Origin of the sequence: Limnohabitans sp. INBF002 (assembly GCF_027924905.1) — a bacterium.
GTDB lineage: Bacteria > Pseudomonadota > Gammaproteobacteria > Burkholderiales > Burkholderiaceae_C > Limnohabitans.
In genome coordinates, this window is record NZ_AP027055.1 from 1,952,866 (window position 1) to 1,976,003 (window position 23,138).

The 23,138-nt window shown below is 55.1% G+C and carries 27 protein-coding genes; 12 read left to right on the forward strand and 15 right to left on the reverse strand.

Going from position 1 to position 23,138, the window contains the following annotated elements:
• From QMG15_RS09715 to QMG15_RS09745, 7 genes are all read left to right on the forward strand, one after another.
• Positions 1–624, forward strand: a complete 624-nt coding sequence (locus QMG15_RS09715; RefSeq protein ID WP_281788438.1) for a hypothetical protein — start codon at positions 1–3, stop codon at positions 622–624.
• A complete protein-coding gene (locus tag QMG15_RS09720) occupies positions 617–1,207 on the forward strand; it encodes a carboxymuconolactone decarboxylase family protein (RefSeq protein WP_281788439.1) in 591 nt (196 codons plus the stop codon). The genes QMG15_RS09715 and QMG15_RS09720 overlap by 8 nt, the downstream gene beginning before the upstream one ends.
• A 27-nt stretch (positions 1,208–1,234) precedes the next feature.
• Positions 1,235–2,194, forward strand: a complete 960-nt coding sequence (locus QMG15_RS09725) for a tripartite tricarboxylate transporter substrate binding protein (RefSeq protein WP_281788440.1) — start codon at positions 1,235–1,237, stop codon at positions 2,192–2,194.
• A gap of 11 nt (positions 2,195–2,205) precedes the next feature.
• Positions 2,206–3,174: a tripartite tricarboxylate transporter substrate binding protein gene (locus QMG15_RS09730; RefSeq protein WP_281788441.1), complete on the forward strand. Its 969-nt coding sequence runs from the start codon at positions 2,206–2,208 to the stop codon at positions 3,172–3,174.
• Position 3,175: 1 nt separating this feature from the next.
• Positions 3,176–4,237 carry an isocitrate/isopropylmalate family dehydrogenase gene (locus tag QMG15_RS09735; protein ID WP_281788442.1) on the forward strand — a complete coding sequence of 354 codons (1,062 nt, stop codon included), beginning with the start codon at positions 3,176–3,178 and terminating at the stop codon, positions 4,235–4,237.
• Complete coding sequence (locus QMG15_RS09740) at positions 4,234–5,076, forward strand: amidohydrolase family protein (protein ID WP_281788443.1); 843 nt, start codon at positions 4,234–4,236, stop codon at positions 5,074–5,076. Before QMG15_RS09735 ends, QMG15_RS09740 begins: the two co-directional genes overlap by 4 nt.
• 69 nt (positions 5,077–5,145) lie before the next feature.
• Positions 5,146–5,361, forward strand: a complete 216-nt coding sequence (locus QMG15_RS09745) for a DUF2892 domain-containing protein (protein WP_281788444.1) — start codon at positions 5,146–5,148, stop codon at positions 5,359–5,361.
• Between the two features lie 21 nt (positions 5,362–5,382).
• Here the strand turns inward: QMG15_RS09745 and QMG15_RS09750 are convergent, their stop codons facing one another.
• The 4 genes from QMG15_RS09750 to QMG15_RS09765 are packed head-to-tail and all read right to left on the reverse strand — an operon-like array spanning position 5,383 to position 7,659.
• Positions 5,383–6,558, reverse strand: coding sequence for an MFS transporter (locus tag QMG15_RS09750; RefSeq protein ID WP_281788445.1), 1,176 nt, complete (start codon positions 6,556–6,558; stop codon positions 5,383–5,385).
• Positions 6,555–6,902 carry a carboxymuconolactone decarboxylase family protein gene (locus QMG15_RS09755; RefSeq protein ID WP_281788446.1) on the reverse strand — a complete coding sequence of 116 codons (348 nt, stop codon included), beginning with the start codon at positions 6,900–6,902 and terminating at the stop codon, positions 6,555–6,557. The genes QMG15_RS09750 and QMG15_RS09755 overlap by 4 nt, the downstream gene beginning before the upstream one ends.
• Positions 6,903–6,919: 17 nt before the next feature.
• Positions 6,920–7,300 carry a rhodanese-like domain-containing protein gene (locus QMG15_RS09760; RefSeq protein ID WP_281788447.1) on the reverse strand — a complete coding sequence of 127 codons (381 nt, stop codon included), beginning with the start codon at positions 7,298–7,300 and terminating at the stop codon, positions 6,920–6,922.
• On the reverse strand, positions 7,297–7,659 hold the full coding sequence (locus QMG15_RS09765) for a metalloregulator ArsR/SmtB family transcription factor (RefSeq protein ID WP_281788448.1): 363 nt from the start codon (positions 7,657–7,659) through the stop codon (positions 7,297–7,299). Before QMG15_RS09765 ends, QMG15_RS09760 begins: the two co-directional genes overlap by 4 nt.
• An 84-nt stretch (positions 7,660–7,743) precedes the next feature.
• Here QMG15_RS09765 and QMG15_RS09770 point away from each other — a divergent pair, with 84 nt between their 5' ends.
• The 5 genes from QMG15_RS09770 (at position 7,744) to QMG15_RS09790 (ending at position 14,320) form a co-directional block, all read left to right on the forward strand.
• Positions 7,744–10,968 carry an efflux RND transporter permease subunit gene (locus QMG15_RS09770; protein ID WP_281788449.1) on the forward strand — a complete coding sequence of 1,075 codons (3,225 nt, stop codon included), beginning with the start codon at positions 7,744–7,746 and terminating at the stop codon, positions 10,966–10,968.
• Positions 10,965–12,314, forward strand: a complete 1,350-nt coding sequence (locus tag QMG15_RS09775) for a TolC family protein (RefSeq protein WP_281788450.1) — start codon at positions 10,965–10,967, stop codon at positions 12,312–12,314. The genes QMG15_RS09770 and QMG15_RS09775 overlap by 4 nt, the downstream gene beginning before the upstream one ends.
• Positions 12,315–12,433: 119 nt before the next feature.
• Complete coding sequence (locus QMG15_RS09780; protein WP_281788451.1) at positions 12,434–12,739, forward strand: c-type cytochrome; 306 nt, start codon at positions 12,434–12,436, stop codon at positions 12,737–12,739.
• 91 nt (positions 12,740–12,830) lie between these two features.
• Positions 12,831–13,409: a rhodanese-like domain-containing protein gene (locus QMG15_RS09785; protein WP_281788452.1), complete on the forward strand. Its 579-nt coding sequence runs from the start codon at positions 12,831–12,833 to the stop codon at positions 13,407–13,409.
• Positions 13,410–13,420: 11 nt separating this feature from the next.
• On the forward strand, positions 13,421–14,320 hold the full coding sequence (locus tag QMG15_RS09790; protein WP_281788453.1) for a dienelactone hydrolase family protein: 900 nt from the start codon (positions 13,421–13,423) through the stop codon (positions 14,318–14,320).
• A 20-nt stretch (positions 14,321–14,340) separates the two neighbouring features.
• Here the strand turns inward: QMG15_RS09790 and QMG15_RS09795 are convergent, their stop codons facing one another.
• The 11 genes from QMG15_RS09795 to ssuD form a co-directional block, all read right to left on the reverse strand.
• Entirely contained in the window at positions 14,341–15,435 is a 1,095-nt protein-coding gene (locus tag QMG15_RS09795; RefSeq protein WP_281788454.1) for a sulfate ABC transporter ATP-binding protein, read from the reverse strand.
• 16 nt (positions 15,436–15,451) lie between these two features.
• Positions 15,452–16,345 carry a sulfate ABC transporter permease subunit CysW gene (gene cysW / locus QMG15_RS09800; protein ID WP_281788455.1) on the reverse strand — a complete coding sequence of 298 codons (894 nt, stop codon included), beginning with the start codon at positions 16,343–16,345 and terminating at the stop codon, positions 15,452–15,454.
• Positions 16,342–17,196 carry a sulfate ABC transporter permease subunit CysT gene (gene cysT / locus QMG15_RS09805; RefSeq protein ID WP_281788456.1) on the reverse strand — a complete coding sequence of 285 codons (855 nt, stop codon included), beginning with the start codon at positions 17,194–17,196 and terminating at the stop codon, positions 16,342–16,344. The genes cysW and cysT overlap by 4 nt, the downstream gene beginning before the upstream one ends.
• 6 nt (positions 17,197–17,202) lie before the next feature.
• Entirely contained in the window at positions 17,203–18,195 is a 993-nt protein-coding gene (locus QMG15_RS09810; protein WP_281788457.1) for a sulfate ABC transporter substrate-binding protein, read from the reverse strand.
• Positions 18,192–18,785, reverse strand: coding sequence for an alpha/beta hydrolase (locus tag QMG15_RS09815; protein ID WP_281788458.1), 594 nt, complete (start codon positions 18,783–18,785; stop codon positions 18,192–18,194). Before QMG15_RS09815 ends, QMG15_RS09810 begins: the two co-directional genes overlap by 4 nt.
• Positions 18,786–18,910: 125 nt before the next feature.
• Complete coding sequence (locus tag QMG15_RS09820) at positions 18,911–19,504, reverse strand: malonic semialdehyde reductase (RefSeq protein WP_108358032.1); 594 nt, start codon at positions 19,502–19,504, stop codon at positions 18,911–18,913.
• Positions 19,505–19,513: 9 nt separating this feature from the next.
• The gene (locus QMG15_RS09825) at positions 19,514–19,870 is read right to left on the reverse strand and encodes a thioredoxin family protein (protein ID WP_281788459.1); all 357 of its coding nucleotides are present in this window, start codon (positions 19,868–19,870) and stop codon (positions 19,514–19,516) included.
• 114 nt (positions 19,871–19,984) lie between these two features.
• Complete coding sequence (locus tag QMG15_RS09830; RefSeq protein WP_281788460.1) at positions 19,985–20,200, reverse strand: molybdopterin-binding protein; 216 nt, start codon at positions 20,198–20,200, stop codon at positions 19,985–19,987.
• A 47-nt stretch (positions 20,201–20,247) separates the two neighbouring features.
• A complete protein-coding gene (locus QMG15_RS09835) occupies positions 20,248–21,078 on the reverse strand; it encodes an ATP-binding cassette domain-containing protein (protein WP_281788461.1) in 831 nt (276 codons plus the stop codon).
• Between the two features lie 13 nt (positions 21,079–21,091).
• Complete coding sequence (ssuC, locus tag QMG15_RS09840) at positions 21,092–21,976, reverse strand: aliphatic sulfonate ABC transporter permease SsuC (RefSeq protein WP_281788462.1); 885 nt, start codon at positions 21,974–21,976, stop codon at positions 21,092–21,094.
• 10 nt (positions 21,977–21,986) lie between these two features.
• Positions 21,987–23,135 (reverse strand): FMNH2-dependent alkanesulfonate monooxygenase, encoded by a 1,149-nt coding sequence (ssuD, locus tag QMG15_RS09845; RefSeq protein WP_281788463.1) that lies wholly within the window; start codon positions 23,133–23,135, stop codon positions 21,987–21,989.
• Positions 23,136–23,138 lie beyond the last annotated feature (3 nt).

Below are 23,138 nucleotides of genomic sequence, written 5' to 3' on the forward strand. Positions count from 1 at the left end.
ATGCACACACACACCTGCAACGCCCTTCTTTTGAAATGTGCAGCAGCCTGCCCGCCAGATGCAGCGATGCGTTGGCACGCATCAGCCACTTGGCCAGCACAGCTTCAGACATCGTTGGATAGCGCCTTCACACCACACGCTGAAAACGGGTTGCCCATGCTGCATGTTTATGTGCGGTTTTCTGAAGCAGCAGACATGAGTCACGCAAGCTGTGTCGCGCTCGAAAAAGCATGGCAAGCACAGACGGGCCATGCCGCCCAAATTTCGCGTCTGCAAGAGGTCGTGCATCTCGAAGCGCCCCACACGCCATCGGCCTTGGACGTCCATTACGTGGTCGAAACAGACCCAGAGGCGGGTTGGGAAGATGAAATATTCAAGTGGTACGACCAAGAGCACCTCCCAGGCCTGGCACGCGTGCCCGGGTGCCAGGTCGCACGCCGTTATCTCAACCTTGATCACAGCCCGCGTTCATTCGCCTGTTATGACCTATTGAACCCGGCAGTGCTGACTTCTGCGCCTTGGCTGGCCGTGCGCGGCACCGCCTGGAGCGACATCTGTCGCCCACATTTCACCAACACCCTGCGAACCCTGTTTGAAAACAAAGAGCTAACCCACCATGACTGAACGATTTTCCCAAGTCCGCTACGAAGATCTCGCGCCCGAAGTTCGCCCTTTGGCGGACGACATTCTGAAAGTATCCAGTGCAGCCTTAGGTGGCCCCTACAACGCGCTGTTGCGAAGCCCTGATATGGCGCGCCGATGTTTTGATTTTTTAGACTACCTGCGTTTCAGAACGTCGGTCAGCAAGCGCTTGAATGAATTTGCCATCCTCATCCAAGCGCGCATTGCCAATGCGCAATACGAGTGGTGGGCGCATGACCCCATCGCCCAACGCGCGGGCTTGTCGCCCTACATCATCGAACAACTTCGCCAATGCAAACGGCCAGAAGGCATGCAAGACGACGAAGCATTGGTCTACGACTTTTGCATCCAGCTCACCCTGAACCACCGTGTGCCCGATGCTTTATGGGCACAAGCCATTGCCCAAATGGGCGAACAGGCGGTGGTGGATTTGACCGTTCTGTCAGGCACCTACGTGATGGTGTCGATGCTGCTCAACGCCACGCAAGTAGGCATCCCCAACGGGGGCGAAGAACCACTTGAAGTTTTATCCCCACTCGATATTCGCCAGCGCCTGTTAGCTTAAATAGGCTTCACATCTCCGGAGATTTCCATGATTTCACGCCGTCACATCGCGATTGCCGCCAGTTTGTTCTGGGGGGTCACATCCAGCTTCGCGCAAAGCAATACCGTTCGTTTGGTCGTCCCCTTTTCAACCGGTGGCCCCACAGACATTGCGGCACGTGTCATTGCCCCGCTGCTGTCAGAGGCCATGGGGAAAACCGTCATCGTGGACAACCGAGTGGGCGCGACCGGTGCGATTGGCGCAGAGTTTGTGGCGCGTGCGCCAGCAGACGGCAACACCATTTTGTTTGGCACCAGCAGCATCATGGGGGCCAACCCCGCGTTGATGCCCAAGCTCGCCTATGACCCCGTGCGTGACTTTGCGCCCGTCAGTTTGGTGGCCACGATTGAAAACATTTTGGTGGTTCATCCTTCCGTCCCCGCCAACAACGTGCAAGAGTTCATTCGTTACGCCAAAGACAATCCCGGCAAGTTGTTTTACGGCTCTTCGGGTACAGGCAGCACGTACCACTTGGGCTCTGAGATGTTTGCCAACATGACCAAAACACAACTGGGTCACGTGCCATACAAAGGCCAAGGACCGGCTGCGCAAGACTTGCTCGCTGGGCACATCCAACTGATGTTTGACGCTTTCAACTCTGCCGTCCCCAACATCAAGTCTGGACGCGTCAAAGCCTTGGGCATTGCCAGCGCGAAACGTCACCCTGAGCTACCCGACCTGCCTACCATCAGTGAGCAAGGTGTGCCGGGCTACGTCACCACCATTTGGCTGGCCTTCTTTGTACCGGCCAAAACGCCCACGTCCATCGTGGATAAGTTGAACCAAGATTTACGCACCATCATGCAACGCCAAGATGTGCGCGACCGCTTCAACAAGCTGGGCATGCAAGCGGTCAGCTCGTCCACACAAGAACTTGATGCTGTATTAAAGCAAGAGCTCGCGCAGTGGACACGTGTGGTACGCGAAGCCAACATCAAACCTGAATAAGAGGAGACACCATGAAAAAGATTGCAGCCACTTTATCGCTCATCATGAGCGCCGCATGCGCTTTTGCCGCTGACACCGACTATCCAAACAAAGCTGTTTCCATCGTCGTGGCTTATGCACCAGGTGGCCAAGGGGATGTGTTCGCGCGCTTAGTCGGTGAAAAGCTGTCAACCGTCTACAAACAACCCGTGGTGGTCGACAACAAACCCGGCGTCTCAGGAACGGTGGGCACACGTGTGGCGGCGAAGGCTAAAAACGATGGCTACACCTTGTTGTTGGGACAAACCGGTGAAATCACGGTCAATCGTTTGCTGATCAAAGACATGGGCTACGACCCTATGAAAGAGCTGATCCCCGTGGTGTTGATTGGCAATGCCCCGTTGGTGATGCTCGCCCCTGCCGATGCGCCCTACAACACGGTGAACGAATTCATCCAACTGGCGCGCGCCAAACCAGGTGAATTCAGCTATGGCTCAGTGGGTGCAGGCACACCAGGCCATTTGTCTGCCGTAGCCTTGGGGCTTGGCGCCAAACTCAACATGGTGCACGTGCCTTACAAAGGCGTTGGACCTTTGTTGTCTGATTTGATGGCCGGGCGCTTACAAGCCTTCTTCAGCAGCGCCTCTGCTGCCATGCCGCAAATCAAAGGTGGAAAGCTCAAAGCCTTGGGTGTCACCACCCCACAGCGCATGACGTCATTGCCACAGGTACCCACCATTGCCGAGGCTGGCTTGCCCGGCTTTAGCTACACCTTGTGGGGCGGTTTGTTTGCGCCCGCAGGCACCCCCAGCCATGTGATTGAAAGCCTCAACCGTGAAGTCAACGCCGTACTGGCGCAGCCCGACATCCGCAGCCGACTCGAAGCAGACAACGTGGCTGTGCCCAAAAATACACCTGCTGAATTTGCAGATTATGTGAAAGCAGAATCTGTGAAGTTCGAAAAACTCATCAAAGAAGCCAACGTGAAAGTCGATCAGTGATATGAAAATTGTTGTTTTACCCGGTGATGGCATTGGCCCTGAAACCATGGCCGTCACGGTGGAGGTTCTGCAAGCTGCTTCAGTTCGATTTGGTTTAGATTTGGAATTGATCCACGACATTGCCGGCCATGAAAGTTTAAAAAAGCATGGCGCAACGGTCACCCCGGCGCTGCTTGAAAAAGTCAAAGAGGCTGACGGACTCATGCTCGGCCCGATGTCAACGTATGACTTCAAAGACGAAGCCAAGGGAGAAATCAACCCCTCCAAGTTTTTCCGAAAAAGCCTAGACCTGTTTGCCAACATTCGTCCCTCACGCACGTACACAGGCGTCAAAACCATCACCGGCCCATTTGACTTGGTGGTGGTGCGCGAAAACACCGAGGGGTTTTATGCAGACCGCAACGTCGAGTCCGGCAACAGCGAAATATTGGTGACGCCCGATGTCGCCATTTCTCTGCGACGCATCACGCGCGAGTGCTGCGAACGCATTGCACGAAGCGCATTTGAACTGGCCATGCAGCGTCGCAAACACCTGAGCTTGGTGCACAAGCACAACGTGCTCAAAATCACCGATGGCATTTTCTTAGATGCCTGCCACCGCGTGGCCGCGGAGTTTCCAGAAGTTACCGTTGATGATTTCATCGTCGACGCCATGATGGCGCACGTGGTACGCGCACCCGAACGATTTGACGTGATCGTGACCACCAATATGTTTGGCGACATCTTGTCAGACCTCACCGCAGAACTCTCTGGCAGCTTGGGCCTTGGCGGCTCACTGAACGCGGGTGCGCACAATGCGATGGGGCAAGCCGCACATGGTTCAGCACCAGACATTGCGGGGCAAGACATTGCCAACCCCTTCTCGCTCATCACCTCTGCGGCGATGCTGTTAGGTTGGCATGCACAACGCAGCGGCAATTTGTCATACCTGCAAGCCTCACGTGCGATTGAAGACGCCATCACTGCCTGCATTGCTGCAGGCGAGTCGACACGCGATGTTGGTGGCGTACTGGGTACGCAGGCCACTGGGAAAGCCGTGGTGAAACGCCTGCAACAGACATGATCCTCACAGGCGGCTGTGACACACATGTGCACGTCATCGGGGAAGCCAAGGCTTACCCGATGGTGGCGGATCGGCAATACACACCAGGTCTTGCCGACGTCACCGATTTAAAAAGGCATCTGAAACGCCTAGGACTGACACGTGCCGTCATCATCCAACCCAGTGTGTACGGCACCCACAACGAATGCTTGCTCGACGCGTTGTCGTCCATGGCAGGACAAGCGCGTGGCGTGGCCGTACTTGACACGCAAACCACGACCAACGCCTTGCAGACATTAGACGCACAGGGCGTGCGTGGCATTCGTTTGAACTTGGAAAGTGCTGGCGAGCACAACAGCGCCAAGCTACAAGCTGCATTGCAAACATGGGCCCCACGTTTAGCCGATCTTGGGTGGCATCTGCAGATCTATGCCCCACTGACGGTGACTCTTTCTTGCGCGCCCCTGATCGCACAATTTCCCGTACCTGTCGTCCTCGACCACTTTGCGCTTTGGAACGATGCTTCCTGTACATCTCCGGAATCAAAGTGTTTGCTTGACTTGTTGGCTCGGGGAAAAATCTACATCAAACTATCAGCGAGCTATCGCAGCCCGATCAGAGACGCACAGGCATTGCATGCTGTGAGCCAACGGCTGCTGGCCACCCGCCCCGACCGTTTGCTGTGGGCCAGTGATTGGCCACACACCAACCGAGAGCCAGGGCGTCACCCACATGAGGTGAGTGGCTACCGCGACATCAACGCCGAATCACTGCAACATGAGCTTTGGCAATGGTTGCCAACGCCAGAAGCACGACAGCAAGTGCTGGTAGACAACCCGAACCAGCTTTACAGATTCTGAGGGTTGATCTAGCGCAATGACAGCGTCGCCACCTAGGTGTCTAATGCAACATTCACTTAGGAGAAATGTATGACAGCAAACGTTGGCGGCATCGACCGCATCTTGCGCATCGCCGCAGGCTTGGTACTGATTGCATTGGCATTCACACAGGTGGTGGGCATGTGGGGCTACATCGTCGGTGGCATCGTGTTGGCGACAGGTGTGTTCCGCTTTTGCGGCGCGTACACCTTGTTGGGCATCAACACTTGTCCGATCAAACCGGCCGAAGAAGAGCACGCACACTAAACCGCGCGCCCTTCAAAAGCCTCAGTCTGGTTTAGGGGCTGAGGCTTTTTTACGCGCCAACCACAACAAACCCGCACCGGTCGTGAGAACCGGCACCAACGACCCCCAGTTCAACCAAGCCCAACCCTGCGTGGTCACCAAAGCACCTGATGCAAACGAGGTAAACGCCATGGTGGCAAACACGCAAAAGTTAATAGCGGCTTGTGCGCGGTTTTTCTCTTGCGGCGTATAGGCCTGCATTGACAGTGTGGTGCTGCCCGTGAACAAAAAGTTCCAGCCCACACCCAACAAAAACAAAGCTAGCAAAAATTGGTGCAAATCTACGCCAGACAAGGCAATGGCAATGCAAGTGATGTTCAGCAGCACGCCCACCCCCATGATGGACAACACACCAAAACGCTTGATCAAGTGGCCCGTCACAAAGCCCGGTGCAAACATGCCAATCACGTGCCACTGCAGCACCCAGGCCGTGTCTTCAAATGGGAAACCACACACTTGCATGGCCAGCGGTGTGGCCGCCATCAGCAAGTTCATCACGCCATAGCCCAACGCTGCAGCCATCGTCGCCACCACAAACACAGGTTGACGCATGAGGTCGCCCAAAGGACGGCCACCTGCGTCATCTGATTTGGCAATAGGTGCAGGCGGGAAGTGAATGAAGCTCATCACCGCCATCGACACCACAGCCACCACCATCAGCGCTACGTACGCGCCAGCGAACGGCACACCAAACAAACTCTTGGTTTGAATGGCTAAGTTGGGGCCAATCACGGCACCTATCAAACCACCCGCCATCACCAACGACACCGCTTTTTCGCGGTACTCAGGCTTGCACAACTCAGCCGCCGCAAAACGGTACAACTGACCATTCGCGCTGTAGTACCCAGCTACCACCGTGGCCGTGACCAACAGCCAAAAAGATTGGGTGAGCACGGCAAATGCACCCAAAGCCGCTGACAGCAAGGCCACCAAAAGCCCCAACTGAAACGATCCCTTGCGGCCAAAGCGTTGCTGTGATTGAGCGACCAAGCCTGTACTGAGCGCACCACCCACCACATAGCCCATCACAGGCAGGGTGGCCATCCATGACTCAGGCGCCAAACTCAACCCCACCAAACCATTGATGGCGATGAACGTGACGTTGTTGGTCAGGAACAAGCCCTGCGCGATGGACAGTAAAACCAGATGACGGTTCATAACGGTGCCATGGTTTCCCAAGCCTTCAATGCCTCAGACGCATACATCAGTGCAGGCCCGCCACCCATGTAAACGCACACAGCCAAAGTTTCTTCCAGCTCTTCACGCGTGCACCCCACGCGGTGCAAGGCCTTCACATGAAAACCGATGCAACCTGAACAGTGCTGCGTGATACCAATGGCCAACGCCATCAGCTCTTTGTGTTTCTCACTCACAGCACCGGTTGCCATGGCCGCTTTGGCCAATTGACCAAAACCTTGCATGGCTTCGGGTTGCGCTTTGCGTAATTCGGTCATCGATTGGCTGATGTTTTTGATGAGGGAGGGATGGTCGAACGTGCTCATGGTGACTCTCGTTTCGTTTATTCAAATGAAGGCTGTGCAGGCTTGAACACGTCATGGCCAGCAGCCTGCCAAGCATCAATGCCGCCTGCGATGGATTGGATATGGCCGTAGCCCATCTGCGCCAAAGACTGCGCACACAAAGCAGCACGGCCACTGGTTTTGCAATACAGCACGATATTCAAGTCGCGTGATTGCAACTTGGGGTTACCCGCCATCTTGAACTCCAACATGCCGCGCGACATGTGCAGAGCGCCAGGCAAATGCCCAGCCAAATACTCGTCGGCTTCGCGCACATCAATCAGCACATCACAGGATTGGATGGCCTTGACAGCCTGATCTATAGAAATCTCTTGAACTGATTGTTTGGCTTCAACGACCAAATCGTGAGCGGTTTTCATGCGACTCTCCTTGCTGCGGTGGAACGTTTTTTGGCAACCGTGGCCAAAGGCCAGGCTTGCGCTAAATGCTGTTGAGTGATGCGATCACACACCAAATCGCACAAGGCGTAAATGGTGGGGTCTGCGATTTGGTAATACACGCTGGTGCCTCGGCCTTCACGCTTCACGAAGCCTTGTTGCATCAACACCGCCAAATGGCGGGACATATTAGCTGCTGTATAGCCACAAGCCTCGGCTAATTCACCCACGTTGTGCTCTGCCTCACGCAACAAATTCAAAATGCGCAAGCGCGTGGGCTCCGCCAAAGCCTGAAAGTAGCTGGCCACACGGTCAATGGCTTGTTCTGGAAGTTGGTTCATGTTTTCGATTGTAGACATAATTCAGTTATTGATTATTTAATTGTTTGGTTAAATAATCAGGTGATTATTTATAGAATAAGCAACATGACTGATTCAAACCTTCGCATCTCTGGTCGTTTGGCCCGTTTATTCCAAAGCGCACAAATCACACCGCTGCTGGCTTTGGTGTGCTTTCTGCTCGGTGTCTTTGCCGTCATGGTGACGCCACGTGAAGAAGAACCACAGATCAACGTGACCATGGCCAACGTGCTCATTCCCTTTCCCGGCGCGTCGGTCAAGGATGTGGAACAAATGGTGTCGGGGCCTGCGGAACAAGTGCTGTCGCAAATTGCAGGCGTCGAGCACGTCATGTCGGTCTCTCAACCTGGCATGTCTGTGGTGACCGTGCAATACAAAGTGGGCGTGCCACGCACCGAAGCCTTGGTGCGTTTGTATGACACCGTCAACTCACATGCCGATTGGCTGCCCAAAGGCTTGGGCGTGTTGCAGCCCCTCATCAAACCCAAGGGTATTGACGATGTACCGATCTTGTCGCTCACCTTGCATGGCAAGGACACTGATTTGAGCGCGTTTGAGTTGGAACGCATCGCACAAAACATGGAGCAAGATTTGAAACGGGTCAAAGGCACACGCGAAGTCACCACGATAGGTGGCCCATCTCGCGCCATTCAAATTGACATCGACCCTGCACGCATGCAAGCCGCAGGCATCACTGTGCCCGAGCTGCGGATGGCTTTGCAAGCTGCACACCTGGGCGCGCCTGTGGGTGATTTACTGGTGGGCCAACAAGCCATCGCCATTGAGTCTGGCCCTTTCTTGGGTAACGCCAAAGATGTGGCCAGCTTGGTGGTGGGCGTGCGTGCGGGCACGCCCCTGCACGTGCATGACATTGCGCAAGTGCGAGATGGCGGCGCTCAAGCAAACACTGCCGTGTGGCATGGCGTGGCAGGTGCCAAGCCCACCGAACGCACCGCAGTGACCATCGCCATCACCAAAAAACCTGGTGAAAACGCCATTGAAGTGGCCAACGCCGTGGTCACTCAAGTGGGCACACTCAAGCAAAGCAAAATCCCCGCAAACGTAGAAGTCACCACTACGCGCAACTATGGCGAAACCGCCAACGAGAAAGCCAAGAAGCTGATTCAAAAGCTCTTGTTTGCCACCGCCTCTGTCGTAGCCTTGGTGTTCATCGCCTTAGGGCGTCGTGAAGCTGCCATTGTGGGCACCGCTGTGATCTTGACCTTGACAGTTACTTTGTTTGCCTCATGGGCTTGGGGCTTCACGCTCAACCGCGTGTCGCTGTTTGCTTTGATTTTCTCGATTGGTATTTTGGTAGACGACGCCATCGTGGTGGTGGAAAACATCCACCGTCACCAAGGTTTGTTTCCGCAAAAAAACCTCACACAAATCATCCCAGGTGCAGTCGATGAAGTGGGTGCGCCCACCATCCTTGCCACCTTCACAGTCATTGCAGCTTTGTTGCCCATGGCGTTTGTGACAGGTTTGATGGGCCCGTACATGAGCCCCATCCCGATCAACGCGAGTATGGGCATGTTGTTGTCTTTGGCCGTGGCCTTTGTGGTCACACCCTGGTTGGCACGCATTTGGATGAAAGCCACGCCTGCACACGGCGTTGAACAAACCAGCGCCTTCAAGCCATGGCTCAAGCGCTTTTTCAATGGTGTGTTCACACCCTTTTTGAATGACCAGTCGGGTCAACGCAACCGCTGGAGCCTCGGCGCCGCCGTGTTGGGTGTCATCGCTGTGTCAGTGGCCTTGCCAGTATCTGGCTTGGTTGCCTTGAAGATGCTGCCCTTTGACAACAAGTCTGAATTCCAAATCGTGGTCGACATGCCTGCTGGCACCCGTGTGGAGGAAACCGAAAAAGTATTGCGTGCCTTGGGCGCTCACTTAGCTACCGTGCCAGAGGTCATCCACTACCAGGCTTATGCAGGCCTGAGTGCCCCCATCAACTTCAACGGTTTGGTGCGTCAATACTATTTGCGCAGTGGTGGCAACGTGGGTGACATCCAAGTCAACCTGCAAGACAAACACTTGCGCAAAGCGCAAAGCCACATCATCGCCATGCGAGAGCGTCCTGCCCTGCAAGCCATTGGCCAACAGTTCAATGCGAATGTGAAAGTGATTGAAGTGCCACCCGGCCCACCCGTGTTGGCCCCCATCGTGGCAGAGGTGTATGGTCCGACAGACGAAGGTCGCAATCAGGTAGCCAAATCTGTGCGTGCGATGTTTAGCGCACAACAAGGCGTGGTGGATGTGGACGACAGCACCATCAGTGCAGCGACTCGCCAAGTGTTGCTGATCAACCGCCAAAAGGCCTCACAAATGGGTGTGTCACAGCAAGCCATCGTGAGCACCTTGCGTGCAGCATTGGCGGGGGAATCGACCGTCTACGCGCACGACCAAAACAAATATGCGGGCGCCATTGTCATTCGATTGCCCAAGAGTGAACAAGACTCGCTGGACAAACTGCTGAGCCTTGGCGTGCGCAACTCACAACGCGAAATCGTGCCCATTCGTCAGCTCGTCACCATCAGTGACACACAACGCGAACAACCGATTTATCACAAAGACTTGCTGCCCGTCACCTATGTGGTGGGCGACATGGCGGGCAAAGTGGATAGCCCGCTGTACGGCATGTTTGGCATGCGCAGTGGCTTGAGTCAAATTCAAGCGCCCAATGGTAAGCCGGTGAATGAGTACTTCATCCAACAACCCACCGATCCTTACCAGCACTACGCCGTTAAGTGGGATGGTGAGTGGCAGATGACCTACGAAACCTTCCGCGACATGGGCGCGGCTTATGCCGTGGGCTTGGTGTTGATCTATCTGTTGGTGGTGGCGCAATTTGGTTCTTACCTCGTGCCGCTCATCATCATGGCCCCTATTCCGCTGACCATCATTGGGGTGATGCCCGGCCACGCATTGTTAGGTGCACCCTACACCGCCACCTCCATGATTGGCATGATTGCCTTGGCTGGCATCATCGTGCGCAACTCGATCTTGCTGGTGGACTTCATCCGCTTGCAGGTCTCGCAAGGTGTGGCGCTGAAAGACGCCGTGGTGGCCTCGGCCATCACCCGCGCACAGCCCATTGTGTTGACAGGTTTGGCTGCCATGATGGGCGCGTTCTTTATCTTGGATGACCCCATCTTCAATGGCTTAGCCATCTCGCTCATCTTCGGTATTTTTGTCTCGACCGCGCTCACCCTGCTGGTGATTCCACTGCTCTATTTCATGGCTTTCAAGAACAAGCCAAGCTCTGTCATTTCTGGAGAACACGCATGAACCGCTTGCCCCTCATCGCCACACTCGCCCTTGCAGGCATGACCTCAGCAGCACATGCTGCAGACCTGATGGGCGCTTGGCAAGCAGCGCTTGCACGTGATCCAGAAATCGCTGCCGCACGCGCCTTGCACGAGCAAGCCACGTTCAGACAAGAGCAAGCCAAGGCCTTGTGGGCGCCCATGGTGTCGGCCGGTGGTGCTGTGGGCATAGGTGGATCTGACAGCCGAACCAAGGGCGCAGAGGCCATGGGCCAAAGCGATGTCACTTTCAAAACAAATGTGAATGCAGGCGGTTTGGCGCGTGCCAGCATAGGCGCACAAAAAGCATGGATCAGCCCAGAGCGCGAAGCGCAAAGCAAGCAGTTAGAGTTGTCCGCGCAAATCGCACAAACTCAATGGCAGCAAGCCCAGCAAACCCTCATCATGCGCACGGCCCAACGCTACTTTGATGTGGTGGCCGCTGAGCAAACCCTCACTGTGCTGCAACGCCAGCAAAAAGCCATGCAGCAAGCTGCAGCCGAAATCAGCAAACGTCAATCTGTGGGCGATGCCAGCGTGATGGATGTACAAGAAGCCAACGCCCGTGTGTCTGAAATTCGCGCCCATGTGCTGACGTTTGAGAACAACTTGGCCACCAAGAAAGTGACCTACCGCCAACTGACAGGCCAAGAGCCTACTCAATTGCTACCTATCGCCACCATCAACCTCACGCCTGCCAATTTGGCAGACGCGAACACTTGGGTGCAACGCGCCAAGCAACAGTCACCCAGCGTGCAAATGATGGGCTTGCAACAAGCCATTCAAAGTCAAGAGGCCAAACGCGTCAAAGCCGGCAATGCCGTGACCGTGGATTGGGTGGCCCAAGCCCAAATGGACCGCTTGTCTGGCCAGGGTATGTATGGCTCGGCCAGCAACCAAATGGCGCAGTACATGGTGGGCATTCAACTCAATGCACCACTCAGCTCAGGCGGCATGGTGGAGTCGCGTGAACGCGAAGCCTTGAAGCAAGTGGAAAAACTGCGCTACGACCAAGAAGCAGTTGAGCAGCAAGTCGAGCAACAGGTACGCGACGCCTGGCAAAGCCTGAGCACCGCGCAAGCCCGCCTGCAAGCCTTGACACAATCTGAGCAAGCCAGCAAAGCGCGCCTCAGTGCTACCCGCCAAGCGCACCGCACTGGTGCTCGCACCACGAACGAACTGTTGGGCGCTGAACACGATGCAGCACAGGCCGAGCTGGCCGTGCTGCAGCTGCGCATTCAAACGGCCATGGAGCAATTACGCTTAGCAGCCGCCAGTGGGGAATTGGGCGAAGCCCAGTTGCGCCAAGTGAATGCTTTGCTGAAATAAGCGCGCATGCTGCGTATTTGGTAACTCACAGCAGGGAAATCCCTTGAAAATCTAGCAGTTCAGGCTTGCTAGAATTTATACATAAGCAATTAACGAATTATAAATTTCAGAGGATAGACATGAAAAAATTAGCAGCCGTCGCGTTCATCGCTTTTGCCTCAACAGGTGCCTGGGCCAACGCTGACTTGGCCAAGAAAAACAACTGCTTGTCTTGCCATGCCGTCGATAAAAAAATTGTCGGTCCCGCCTATCAAGACGTTGCCAAAAAATACGCTGGCCAAGCCGATGCTGAAGCCGCATTGGCGAAAAGCATCAAAGCCGGTGGCAGTGGCAAATGGGGCCCTATCCCAATGCCTGCACAAGCTCAACTGAGCGATGCAGACGCCAAGGCCCTTGCTGCTTGGGTCTTGGCAGGCGCTAAGTAATACGACTGGTACTCATACCTTGATGAGCTTCCCTCAGAGATTTCTCAGGGAAGCTCTTTTTCTTTCAGCATTCAGTCAATTAAAGAAAGCTATGAAACTGAACTTGACGCACCTCCTCGCTGCCATTGGCTTGGCCCTTATCAGCTTGACCAGTCTTGCCGCTGAGCCTGAATACCTACGCATCATTGGCACAGACACCAAGTTCGTGGTGAAAAACACCAAAGGCGAAGAGCGCGAAATCAAACGTGTGATGACGCCTTGCGCCAAAAACAAAGGTTGGTTGCAACCCATGGTGCCGGTCCCAGGCGTCACCCCCGTGGGAGAGATTGAAATGCTCAACGCCATGAACGACCGCGATGCCATGTTGGTCGACATGCGCGAACCCGAAGACCGAGAGCAAGGCACCATTCCAGGCTCACACCACATCGTCTACACCGAAGTGTCTGCTCGATTAAATGAGCTAGGCTGCAAGAAAACTGCCAAAGGCTGGGATTGCGCCAATGCCAAGAAGGTATTTGCCTTCTGCAATGGTCCCGTCTGCCCACAAAGCCCCACAGCCATTCAGGCCATGACACGCGATGGCTTCCCTGCCAGCAAAATTTATTACTATCGCGGCGGTATGTTGGATTGGGCAGCATTGGGCTTCCCAGTTCTCAAAGGCGATTTCTAAAAAGGCACCTCATGCACACCAACTGGATACAAGACACCCAAGCCTTGCTCAACAGCAAGGATGAATCAGCACCCACACGCCGCCTGGCTTTGCAAACCGCATTGGGCCTGGGCTACGCCGCCGCAGCTATGCCGCTGATCGCACAAACGGCCATTCAAACATCAGGCGAAGGCTTGATCGAAGGTGAAGTGACGATTGACGTCAACGGCTTCAAAATGCCTGCCTACCGCTCAGCGCCCAAAGGTAAAACCAACTTGCCCGTGGTCTTGGTGATTTCTGAAATTTTTGGCGTGCATGAATACATTGCCGACGTGACACGTCGCTTGGCCAAAGCCGGCTACTTGGCGATTGCCCCTGAGTTGTTTGTTCGCCAAGGCGACCCAAGCCTGTATGGCGAAATTGCCAAGCTGCAAGCAGAAGTCATTTCAAAAGTACCCGACGCACAAGTGATGGCCGATCTGGATGCCACCTTGCAATGGGCCAGCAAAAACGGTGGCAATGCCAACCGTGCAGCCATCACTGGTTTTTGCTGGGGCGGTCGCATCACATGGCTGTATGCCGAGCACAACCCCAAGATCAAAGCTGGCGTGGCTTGGTACGGTCGCATGGAAGGTCAAACGAATGCCAATAACCCAAAGCACCCCATCGATTTGGTGGGTGCACTCAAAGCACCCGTGCTGGGTTTGTATGGTGGTGCAGACACAGGCATTCCCGTCACATCGATCAACAACATGAAAGAAGCCTTGGCGCAAGCTGCCGTCAAAGGCAACAAAGCAGCCAAGACCTCAGACTTTGTGTTGTACCGCGATGCACCGCACGCGTTCCATGCGGACTACCGCGCTAGCTACCGTGCAGCCCCTGCGACTGACGGTTGGCATCGTGCAGTGGCTTGGCTCAAACAGTACGTTTAAGCCAAGCGTTCAGACGCGTTTTACGCGACAAACACCCGCGCTTTGCGCGGTGTGAGCACCAAGGTCTCACCCTCTGTAAATCCCTGCTCGTAAAACTGCGATGCAGGGATTTGCGCTTCAATGATCTGCTGGTCGGACGGGCTGTCTCCTTCAGCGGCCACCAGCTCTAAGCGCGCAATCGGTCCCACCACGATGGCGCGGGTCAGTTGTGCCACGATGCCTCCCTCGTCATTTCTACCGGATGTGTAACGACGCACATCCAAATCGTGGGGACGCACATAGGCAAACGCTTTGGCGTCTTGTGCCGCATGGTGCTCAGGGCTAGCCACGCGCACAGTTTGATCTTCCACACCAATGTGCATTTCGCCCTCGTGGGCACGGCCATGGAACAAGTTCACATCGCCTAAGAAGCCATACACAAATGGGCTGGCTGGGTGTTCCCACACCTCTTGAGGTGAGCCCACTTGCTCGACATTGCCTTTGTTCATCACCACCACGCGGTCGGCCACTTCGAGGGCCTCTTCTTGGTCATGCGTCACAAAGATGGTGGTCACATTCAAATCGTCGTGCAGACGGCGCAACCAGCGGCGCAGCTCTTTGCGTACCTTGGCGTCCAAGGCACCAAAGGGCTCGTCCAATAACAGCACTTTGGGTTCGACTGCCAAGGCACGGGCCAAAGCAATGCGTTGGCGTTGACCACCCGAGAGCTGCGAGGGATAGCGGTCAGCCAACCAATCGAGTTGCACGAGACTCAACAAGTCGTGCACCTTCTTTTTGATTTGCTCTTCGCTGGGACGTTCGCTGCGCGGTTTCACGCGCAGGCCAAAGGCCACGTTTTCAAACACAGTCATGTGGCGGAACAAGGCGTAGTGTTGGAACACAAACCCCACTTGGCGCTCACGCACATGCACATGGGTGGTGTCTTCACCGCTAAACAAAATGGTGCCAGCATCTGCGGTTTCTAAACCCGCGATGATGCGCAGTAAAGTGGTTTTGCCGCAGCCCGATGGGCCCAACAAGGCAATCAACTCGCCAGAGTGAATGTCTAGGCTCACATCGCCTAGCGCTTGGAAGTCGCCAAACTGTTTGTGGATGTTTCTGATTTCGATGCTCATGATTCTTTACTCATATTTATGCGCTTGGCATTTCTTGTGGCAGCTCAGCCGTGGCTTTCAGCTCACGCGCATGACGCCACTCCACCACCGACTTGATCGCCAAAGTCACCAAGGCCAACAAAGCCAAAAGTGAGGCCACGGCAAATGCCGCCACCGATTGGTATTCGTTGTACAAAATTTCCACATGCAAAGGCATGGTGTTGGTTTGTCCACGGATGTGGCCAGACACCACCGACACCGCGCCAAATTCGCCCATGGCACGTGCGTTACATAAGATGACGCCGTAAATCAAACCCCATTTAATGTTGGGCAGCGTGACATACCAAAAGGTTTGCCAGCCTGTGGCACCCAACACAATGGCGGCTTGCTCTTCGTCATTGCCCTGCGCTTGCATGAGTGGAATCAATTCACGCGCGATGAAGGGGAACGTGACAAACACAGTCGCCAACACAATGCCAGGCACAGCAAACACAATCTTGATGTCATGCGCTTGCAGCCACGGGCCAAACCAGCCCTGTGCGCCAAACATCAACACATAAATCAAACCCGCCACCACGGGCGACACCGAAAAAGGCAAGTCGACCAAGGTGGTCAAAAAGGCTTTGCCTGTGAATTCATATTTGGCGATGGCCCAAGCAGCGGCCACACCAAACACCAAGTTCAAAGGCACAGCAATGAGTGCGGTGATGAAGGTCAAATAAATGGCAGACCACGCATCGGGCTCTTGCAAGGCTTGCCAGTACGCATCCAAGCCTTTGCGCAAGGCTTCGGTGAACACCGCAGCCAACGGCAAGACTAGGAAGAAAAACATGAAAGTCAACGCCACACCAATCAGGCTGTAGCGCACCCATGCGGGTTCCGTTGTTCCGGCTTGCGCGCGGCGCACGGATGGATTGATGACGGTACTCATGCCGGGGCTCCTGTATGGCGGCGCTGCCAAGCCTGCAGGGCATTGATGACCAACAACAAAACAAACGAGATGACCAACATCACCACAGCCACTGCCGTGGCACCGGCATAGTCGTATTGCTCTAACTTACCAATGATGATGAGTGGCGTGATTTCAGACACCATGGGCATGTTGCCCGCGATGAAAATAACCGAACCATATTCGCCAATCGCACGCGCAAAGGCCATGGCAAACCCGGTGAGCAAGGCCGGTGCGATGCTGGGAAAAATCACACGGCTAAACGTTTGCCAACGCGTCGCACCCAAGCAGGTGGCCGCTTCTTCGAGTTCTTTCTCTGCGTCTTCCAACACAGGCTGCACGGTGCGCACCACAAAGGGCAAGCCAATGAAGATGAGCGCAATCACCACGCCATTGGGGTTGAAGGCCAACTGAATGCCCAAGGGTTCGAGGTACTGCCCCACCCAGCCGTTACCCGCCAACAACGCAGTGAGCGAAATACCAGCCACGGCGGTGGGCAAAGCAAAAGGTAAGTCCACCAACGCATCCACCACCCTCTTGCCGAAGAAGTTGTAACGCACCAGCACCCAAGCCACGAGCAAGCCAAACACCACGTTCACCAAGGCCGCAATCAGCGACGCGCCAAACGTGAGTCGGTACGACGCCATCACGCGAGGGCCTGTGACGGCAGCCCAAAACTGCTCCCACGTGAGCGTGAAGGTTTTGAACACCAAGGCCGAGAGCGGGATCAACACAATCAAGCTCAAGTATGTGAGCGTGAAGCCCAGCGTGATGTTGAAACCGGGAAGAACGCGCGCCGCCTTGTGGCTGCGCGCCAGAGAAAACAATGCCATGAAAAATTACTTCACCGTGTAAATCTTGTCGAACTGGCCACCGTCATTGAAGTGGACTTTTTGCGCTTCGCTGAGCGAACCGAAATACTCGCTCACAGGCACCAACTGAACGGGTTTGAAAGTAGTCGCATATTTCTTGAGCAACGCAGGTGAACGTGGACGCAAGGCGTGCTTGGCTGCAATTTCTTGTGCTTCGTCAGAGTACAAGTAATTCAAGTAAGCCTTGGCCAAATCGCCTGTGCCTTTTTTGTTCACTGTGCGCTCCACCACAGCCACGGGGTTCTCAGCAATGATGCTGACGGAGGGGTGCACCGCATCGACCTTGCCTTCACCAAATTCGCGGTCCACCGACACCACTTCTGATTCAAACGTCACCAGCACATCGCCGATGTTGCGTTGCAAGAAGATGGTGGTGGCATCACGGCCACCTTTGGCGAGCACGGGCACGTTCTTGAAAATCTTGGCGACAAACTCGGCAGCGCCTGCGTCGTTCATGCCTTTTTTGCGTGCATAAGACCACGCGGCCAAATACGCCATGCGGCCATTGCCACCAGTTTTGGGGTTGACGATGATGACTTGCACGCCAGGCTTGGTCAGGTCGTCCCAGTCCTTGATGCCCTTGGGATTGCCATTGCGCGTGAGGAACAACATGGTCGAGGTGGTGGGCGATGCGTTGTTAGGAAACTTCTTCGCCCAATCTTTGGCGACCACACCTGTGCTGGCCAAAAACTCAATGTCCGTGGTGGTGTTCATGGTCACCACATCGGCTTCTAACCCGTCGTTCACCGCGCGCGCTTGCGCGCTTGAACCGCCATGGGCTTGGTCAATTTTGATGTCTTTGCCTGTGGTCTTTTTGTAGTGGGCCACGAAGGCGGCGTTGTAGTCTTTGTAAAACTCGCGGGCCACGTCATACGACACATTCAGCAAAGTTTGTGCAGAAGCGAAAGAACTGACTGCCAAGAGTGCAGCGGCCAAGGTGGTGTGTAGAAATTTTTTCATACAGTTTGAAGCTCCAAAGAATGAGAAGAAATTGCGGGTGTCGAGGTCTTGAAAACCAAAGGTGTTGCCACCAAAGATTGCAACAGTGCCAGCCCTAAGGGCCAAGCACCAAAACCAGAATCAATGTTGATGTGCCCTGCGTTTTGCAAACGCACAAACTCGCTACCCCATGACCGCGCATACGCCCCTGCAGTGCGCACGGGGCAAAACGGGTCGTTGCTGCTGGCTACCACCACACTGCGGTAGGGCAAGGTTTGGTAAGGCACAGGGGCAAAATCCACCAAGGGTGCGCGACGCTCTGGATCAGCCGGAGCGACCAACAAAGCGCCATGAATCCGCGCCACAGCTTCGGACGGCAAATGGGCCGATGCAATGCAGCCTAGGCTATGCGCCACCAACACCACAGGGCCATCTTGGGCAAGAATGGTTTCAGCAATGCGCCCCACCCATGCGCTGCGGGTGGGAGAAATCCAGTTGTCTTGGCTCACGCGCACCGCGCCCACCACAGACTCGGCCCACAGGCTTTGCCAGTGACCGGGGCCGGAATCGCGCCAACCCGGAACGATGAGGATGGTGGGTGTTTGAGACATGGCCGCGATTGTGGGTGGCAATGCAGCAAACTCAAACGACTGTTTATTTGTTAGTTAATAACGCATGCGTATAAAGAAAAAAGCCCACAAACATGCGGGCTTTCAGAGGGCAAGGCGCAATGCCCTTACAGAATTTGGGCAGCTTCGTCGAAAGCCAAGCGCGGACCACGTGGGTGCACGCCTGCAGGGTCAGCCACGCCGAGGTTGATGAGGAAGTTGGCTTTGAAACGGCCATCGGCAAAGAAGGCCTCGTTCACCGCTTGTGGGTTAAAACCAGACATGGCACCGCTGTCCAAGCCCAAAGCACGTGCGGCCAAGATCAGGTAAGCGCCTTGCATGCTGCTGTTGCGTGCGGCAGTGGCTTCGGTCATGGCGGGGTTGGCGTCAAACAAAGGCTTGGCGTCGTAGCCAGGGAACTGGGTGGGCAGGTGCTCGTGAAAGCGTGTGTCTTGGGCCACGATCACAGTCACAGCAGCGCTTTGCACTTGGGGCACGTTGCCGGGCATCAACGCAGGAATGAGCTTGGCTTTGGCTTCAGCAGTTTTCAAAAATACGTAGCGTGCAGGCTGCGCGTTGAACGCAGTAGGACACCACTTGAGCAAGTCGTACAACTGGTGAATCACAGCATCTGACACAGGTGTGTCTTTGAAAGCATGAACCGTGCGTGCATCACGAAACAATTGGTTAAGCGCGGCGTCGTTGAGAACGTTGAATGACATGAAAAGTTCCTAAGAAAAAAGAGAAGATCGCAAACGATGATCGAGTTGAAGAATATCAGGTGCATTTGTCACCCGAATGTCACCAGACAACACACGGTCTATCAACTGCGAAGCCGTGGCTGCGTGCGGCAGCACCGTGCCCCAGAAGTACACCTGTTGCGCATCTGAAATCAACAGCGTGGGGAAGTTCTCCACATCGACGTTGTCCAACACCTCGGCCTGATCTTCGATGTCGACCCAAACAAAATCGGCTTGCTGCGCGTATTGCAGCTTGAGTGCATCCATCACCTGGGCATAGTCATCACAGGTTCGACACCAGGCGGCACAAAAGCAAGCAACGAGCAAACGAGGGGGTGTATCGGACATTGACAAAAAGTTGGAAGAGGCCAAGCCTCTTCCAACAGAGCGCTCAGCGTTTGGCGTTGCGCAATTGTCGCATTCGACGTTCTTAAATATTTAGGAACTTAGATTGATTCAATTTCAAAGCTTGGCAATTGACACTTCGGTCGACTTAACCAAAGCGACTACGTCCGAGCCAATAGCCAGACCGAGGTCGTCTACCGAACGGGTGGTGATGACTGAGGTGACAATGCCCCAAGGGGTTTCGACGTCAATCTCTGACACCACATCGCCGCGAATGATTTCGCGCACTTTGCCTTGGAATTGGTTGCGTACGTTGATAGCTTGAATGGACATGGGTTTCTCCTTAAAAGTCCGTGATGAAAAGGGTGAGTGAAAAGTTTTTAAATCGCCCAGCGCAAACCATGCGCGGGCAAGCCTGGCCAAGCTTCGTCGTTGGCGGGTGGTTGTTCTTCGTCAGGGTGTTGCAGCACGCGGTCCAAGATGCGTTTTTCCAACGCGGCAAATTGCGCATCACCACGCGAGCGTGGGCGGGGCAAATCAATGCGTTCATCCAAAGACACGGTGCCGTCTTCAATCAAGATGACGCGGTCCGCCAACGCCACTGCCTCTTGCACATCGTGCGTGACCAGCAAGGCAGTAAAGCCGTTGTCGCGCCACAGCTGCTCAATGAGGGCATGCATCTCAATGCGTGTGAGTGCATCCAAAGCACCCAAAGGTTCGTCGAGCAACAACAAACGTGGGTTGTGCACCAAGGCACGGGCCAAGGCCACACGTTGGCGTTGACCGCCCGAGAGCTTGGCGGGCCATTCGTTCAAACGATCGCCCAAGCCCACTTGGGCCAAAACCTTCGCAGCATCATCATGGTGCGATTCGGGCAAACCCAAAGCCACGTTGTCGACCACGCGCTGCCAAGGCAGCAAGCGTGCCTCTTGAAACATGATGCGTGTGTCGTGGCGCAAGCCCGTCACGTCTTGACCGTTGACTTGCAGCTTGCCCTGTGTGGGGGTTTCAAGGCCTGCGACCAAACGCAGCAAGGTGCTTTTACCGCAACCGCTGCGACCGACGATGGCCACAAACTCGCCCAGCCCAATGGTGAGCTGGGTGTTGTGCAGCACTTGGCGTTGGCCGTAGGCTTTGCCTAAGTTTTGAATGTCTAAGCGAACGCCACCTAAAAAATCGCCTGCTGGTGTTGTAGAAGTTGTGTGTGTCATGTTCGTCTTTCCATCATTGGTATCCAGGGTGCCAGCGCAGCCAATAGCGCTCTAAGGCTTTGGCAAACACATCGGCCAATTTGCCCAAAATGGCGTAAAGCAAGATGCCCACCAACACCACATCGGTTTGTAAAAACTCACGCGCATTCATGGTGAGGTAGCCAATGCCCGCTTGTGCCGAAATGGTTTCAGCCACGATCAAAATCACCCACATCAGCCCCAGCGAAAAACGCAAGCCCACCAAGATGGAAGACAGCGCCCCAGGCAAGATGATGTGGCGATACAAGCCCCATTGCGACAGGCCATAGGTGCGGCCCATTTCAATCAAGCCCACATCCACATTGCGGATGCCGTGAAAGGTGTTGATGTAAATCGGAAAGAACACCGCCACCGAAATCAAAAACAACTTGGCGGTTTCATCAATGCCAAACCACAGGATGACCAAGGGAATCAAAGCGAGTGCAGGAATGTTGCGCACCATTTGGATGGTGGAATCGAGCAAGGTTTCAGCCCAACGGATAGAGCCCGTGAGCAGCCCCAAGGCCAACCCCAAACCACCACCCACAGCCAACCCCAGCAAAGCGCGCGCAGCACTGATTTGCACGTGCTTCCACAACTCCCCCGAATCGGCCAAGGCCCAAGCGGCATCCACCACCGAGAGCGGCGCAGGCAACACGCGCACCGAAATCCAGCCTTGCACAGAGGCAACTTGCCACACGCTCACCAAAAGCAACGGCACCAGCCAAGGTAAAAGGCGTTGAAACGCTGCATGCACAAAGCTGCGCAACTTGCTCCAAGGAAACCAAGACACATCAGCGCTTTGGTACCACGTGGCTTGCAACACACCCGATTCCATGGCGGTGAAAGCGGCGAGCTGTTGATCAGAAGTTCTTGTCATACGCACTCGCTTAACTTTGCGATGCCAGTTTTTCAACGGGCACCAAGTTGTTAGCCATCACTTCGCCAAAGGGGCTGACCAAGTTCACATTGGCGACTGTGGCTTGCGGGTTCACGCCGATGTGTGGGAAAACCAACTCAGCAAAGCGATAGGTTTCTTCCAAGTGCGGGTAGCCCGACAACACAAAGGTGTCAGCGCCAATGGCTTGGTACTCTTTGAGCCGCTTGGCAATGGTCTCGCCATCGCCCACCAAAGCCGTGCCTGCACCGCCGCGCACCAAGCCCACGCCCGCCCACAGATTGGGGCTGATTTCGAGCTTGTTGCGATTGCCGCCGTGCAGCTCGCGCATGCGGCGCTGGCCTTCCGAGTCCATGCTGCTCAAACCTGCTTGCGCTTTGGCGATGGTGGCATCGTCTAAATGTTTGATGAGGTCATCTGCAGCAGCCCATGCTTCTTCATTGGTTTCGCGTGGGATGACGTGCAAGCGCACACCAAACTTCACTTTTCGGCCGAGCTTGGCAGCGCGCTTGCGCACATCGTCAAACTTCTTGGCCACTTCTTCGGGTGGTTCGCCCCAAGTGAGGTACAGCTCCACCTTCTCAGCAGCCAAGTCGTGTGCTGCATCCGATGAGCCACCGAAGTACAAAGGTGGGTAAGGTCGTTGCACGGGTGGGAACAACTGGCGTGCGCCTTTGACCTTGACGTGTTTGCCTTCAAAGTCCACAGTCTCACCCGAGAGCACACGGGTGTACACCTCTAAGAATTCACGGGCGTGTTCGTAGCGTTCGTCGTGGCTCAAGAAAGTGCCGTCTGCTTCTAAGTCGCTGCTGTCACCACCGGCCACCACGTTGACCAACAAACGGCCCTCGCTCAAACGGTCCAGCGTGGCGGTTTGGCGAGCCGCCACCGTGGGCGACATGATGCTGGGGCGCAAGGCCACCAAGAACTTCAAGCGCTGTGTGGATGAAATCAAACTCGCCGCCGAAATCCAAGGGTCTTCGCAGGAGCGACCGGTGGGAAGCAACACACCGCCATAACCGAGCTTGTCCGCAGCTTGTGCGATTTGCTTCATGTAGGCGTGGTCCACAGCGCGTGCGCCTTGTGAAGTGCCGAGGTAACGGCCATCGCCGTGCAGGGGAATAAACCAAAAAATATTCATGAT

Coding starts and splice junctions, on each gene's coding strand:
- QMG15_RS09715 (WP_281788438.1), top strand. CDS start 1: ATGCACACACACACCTGCAACGCCCTTCTTTTGAAATGTGCAGCAGCC.
- QMG15_RS09810 (WP_281788457.1), bottom strand. CDS start 18,195: ATGAAAAAATTTCTACACACCACCTTGGCCGCTGCACTCTTGGCAGTC.
- QMG15_RS09835 (WP_281788461.1), bottom strand. CDS start 21,078: ATGACACACACAACTTCTACAACACCAGCAGGCGATTTTTTAGGTGGC.
- QMG15_RS09735 (WP_281788442.1), top strand. CDS start 3,176: ATGAAAATTGTTGTTTTACCCGGTGATGGCATTGGCCCTGAAACCATG.
- QMG15_RS09775 (WP_281788450.1), top strand. CDS start 10,965: ATGAACCGCTTGCCCCTCATCGCCACACTCGCCCTTGCAGGCATGACC.
- QMG15_RS09780 (WP_281788451.1), top strand. CDS start 12,434: ATGAAAAAATTAGCAGCCGTCGCGTTCATCGCTTTTGCCTCAACAGGT.
- QMG15_RS09725 (WP_281788440.1), top strand. CDS start 1,235: ATGATTTCACGCCGTCACATCGCGATTGCCGCCAGTTTGTTCTGGGGG.
- QMG15_RS09795 (WP_281788454.1), bottom strand. CDS start 15,435: ATGAGCATCGAAATCAGAAACATCCACAAACAGTTTGGCGACTTCCAA.
- ssuD (WP_281788463.1), bottom strand. CDS start 23,135: ATGAATATTTTTTGGTTTATTCCCCTGCACGGCGATGGCCGTTACCTC.
- QMG15_RS09740 (WP_281788443.1), top strand. CDS start 4,234: ATGATCCTCACAGGCGGCTGTGACACACATGTGCACGTCATCGGGGAA.
- QMG15_RS09820 (WP_108358032.1), bottom strand. CDS start 19,504: ATGTCATTCAACGTTCTCAACGACGCCGCGCTTAACCAATTGTTTCGT.
- cysW (WP_281788455.1), bottom strand. CDS start 16,345: ATGAGTACCGTCATCAATCCATCCGTGCGCCGCGCGCAAGCCGGAACA.
- cysT (WP_281788456.1), bottom strand. CDS start 17,196: ATGGCATTGTTTTCTCTGGCGCGCAGCCACAAGGCGGCGCGCGTTCTT.
- QMG15_RS09750 (WP_281788445.1), bottom strand. CDS start 6,558: ATGAACCGTCATCTGGTTTTACTGTCCATCGCGCAGGGCTTGTTCCTG.
- QMG15_RS09825 (WP_281788459.1), bottom strand. CDS start 19,870: ATGTCCGATACACCCCCTCGTTTGCTCGTTGCTTGCTTTTGTGCCGCC.
- QMG15_RS09730 (WP_281788441.1), top strand. CDS start 2,206: ATGAAAAAGATTGCAGCCACTTTATCGCTCATCATGAGCGCCGCATGC.
- QMG15_RS09815 (WP_281788458.1), bottom strand. CDS start 18,785: ATGTCTCAAACACCCACCATCCTCATCGTTCCGGGTTGGCGCGATTCC.
- QMG15_RS09785 (WP_281788452.1), top strand. CDS start 12,831: ATGAAACTGAACTTGACGCACCTCCTCGCTGCCATTGGCTTGGCCCTT.
- QMG15_RS09830 (WP_281788460.1), bottom strand. CDS start 20,200: ATGTCCATTCAAGCTATCAACGTACGCAACCAATTCCAAGGCAAAGTG.
- QMG15_RS09755 (WP_281788446.1), bottom strand. CDS start 6,902: ATGAGCACGTTCGACCATCCCTCCCTCATCAAAAACATCAGCCAATCG.
- QMG15_RS09720 (WP_281788439.1), top strand. CDS start 617: ATGACTGAACGATTTTCCCAAGTCCGCTACGAAGATCTCGCGCCCGAA.
- QMG15_RS09760 (WP_281788447.1), bottom strand. CDS start 7,300: ATGAAAACCGCTCACGATTTGGTCGTTGAAGCCAAACAATCAGTTCAA.
- ssuC (WP_281788462.1), bottom strand. CDS start 21,976: ATGACAAGAACTTCTGATCAACAGCTCGCCGCTTTCACCGCCATGGAA.
- QMG15_RS09790 (WP_281788453.1), top strand. CDS start 13,421: ATGCACACCAACTGGATACAAGACACCCAAGCCTTGCTCAACAGCAAG.
- QMG15_RS09770 (WP_281788449.1), top strand. CDS start 7,744: ATGACTGATTCAAACCTTCGCATCTCTGGTCGTTTGGCCCGTTTATTC.
- QMG15_RS09745 (WP_281788444.1), top strand. CDS start 5,146: ATGACAGCAAACGTTGGCGGCATCGACCGCATCTTGCGCATCGCCGCA.
- QMG15_RS09765 (WP_281788448.1), bottom strand. CDS start 7,659: ATGAACCAACTTCCAGAACAAGCCATTGACCGTGTGGCCAGCTACTTT.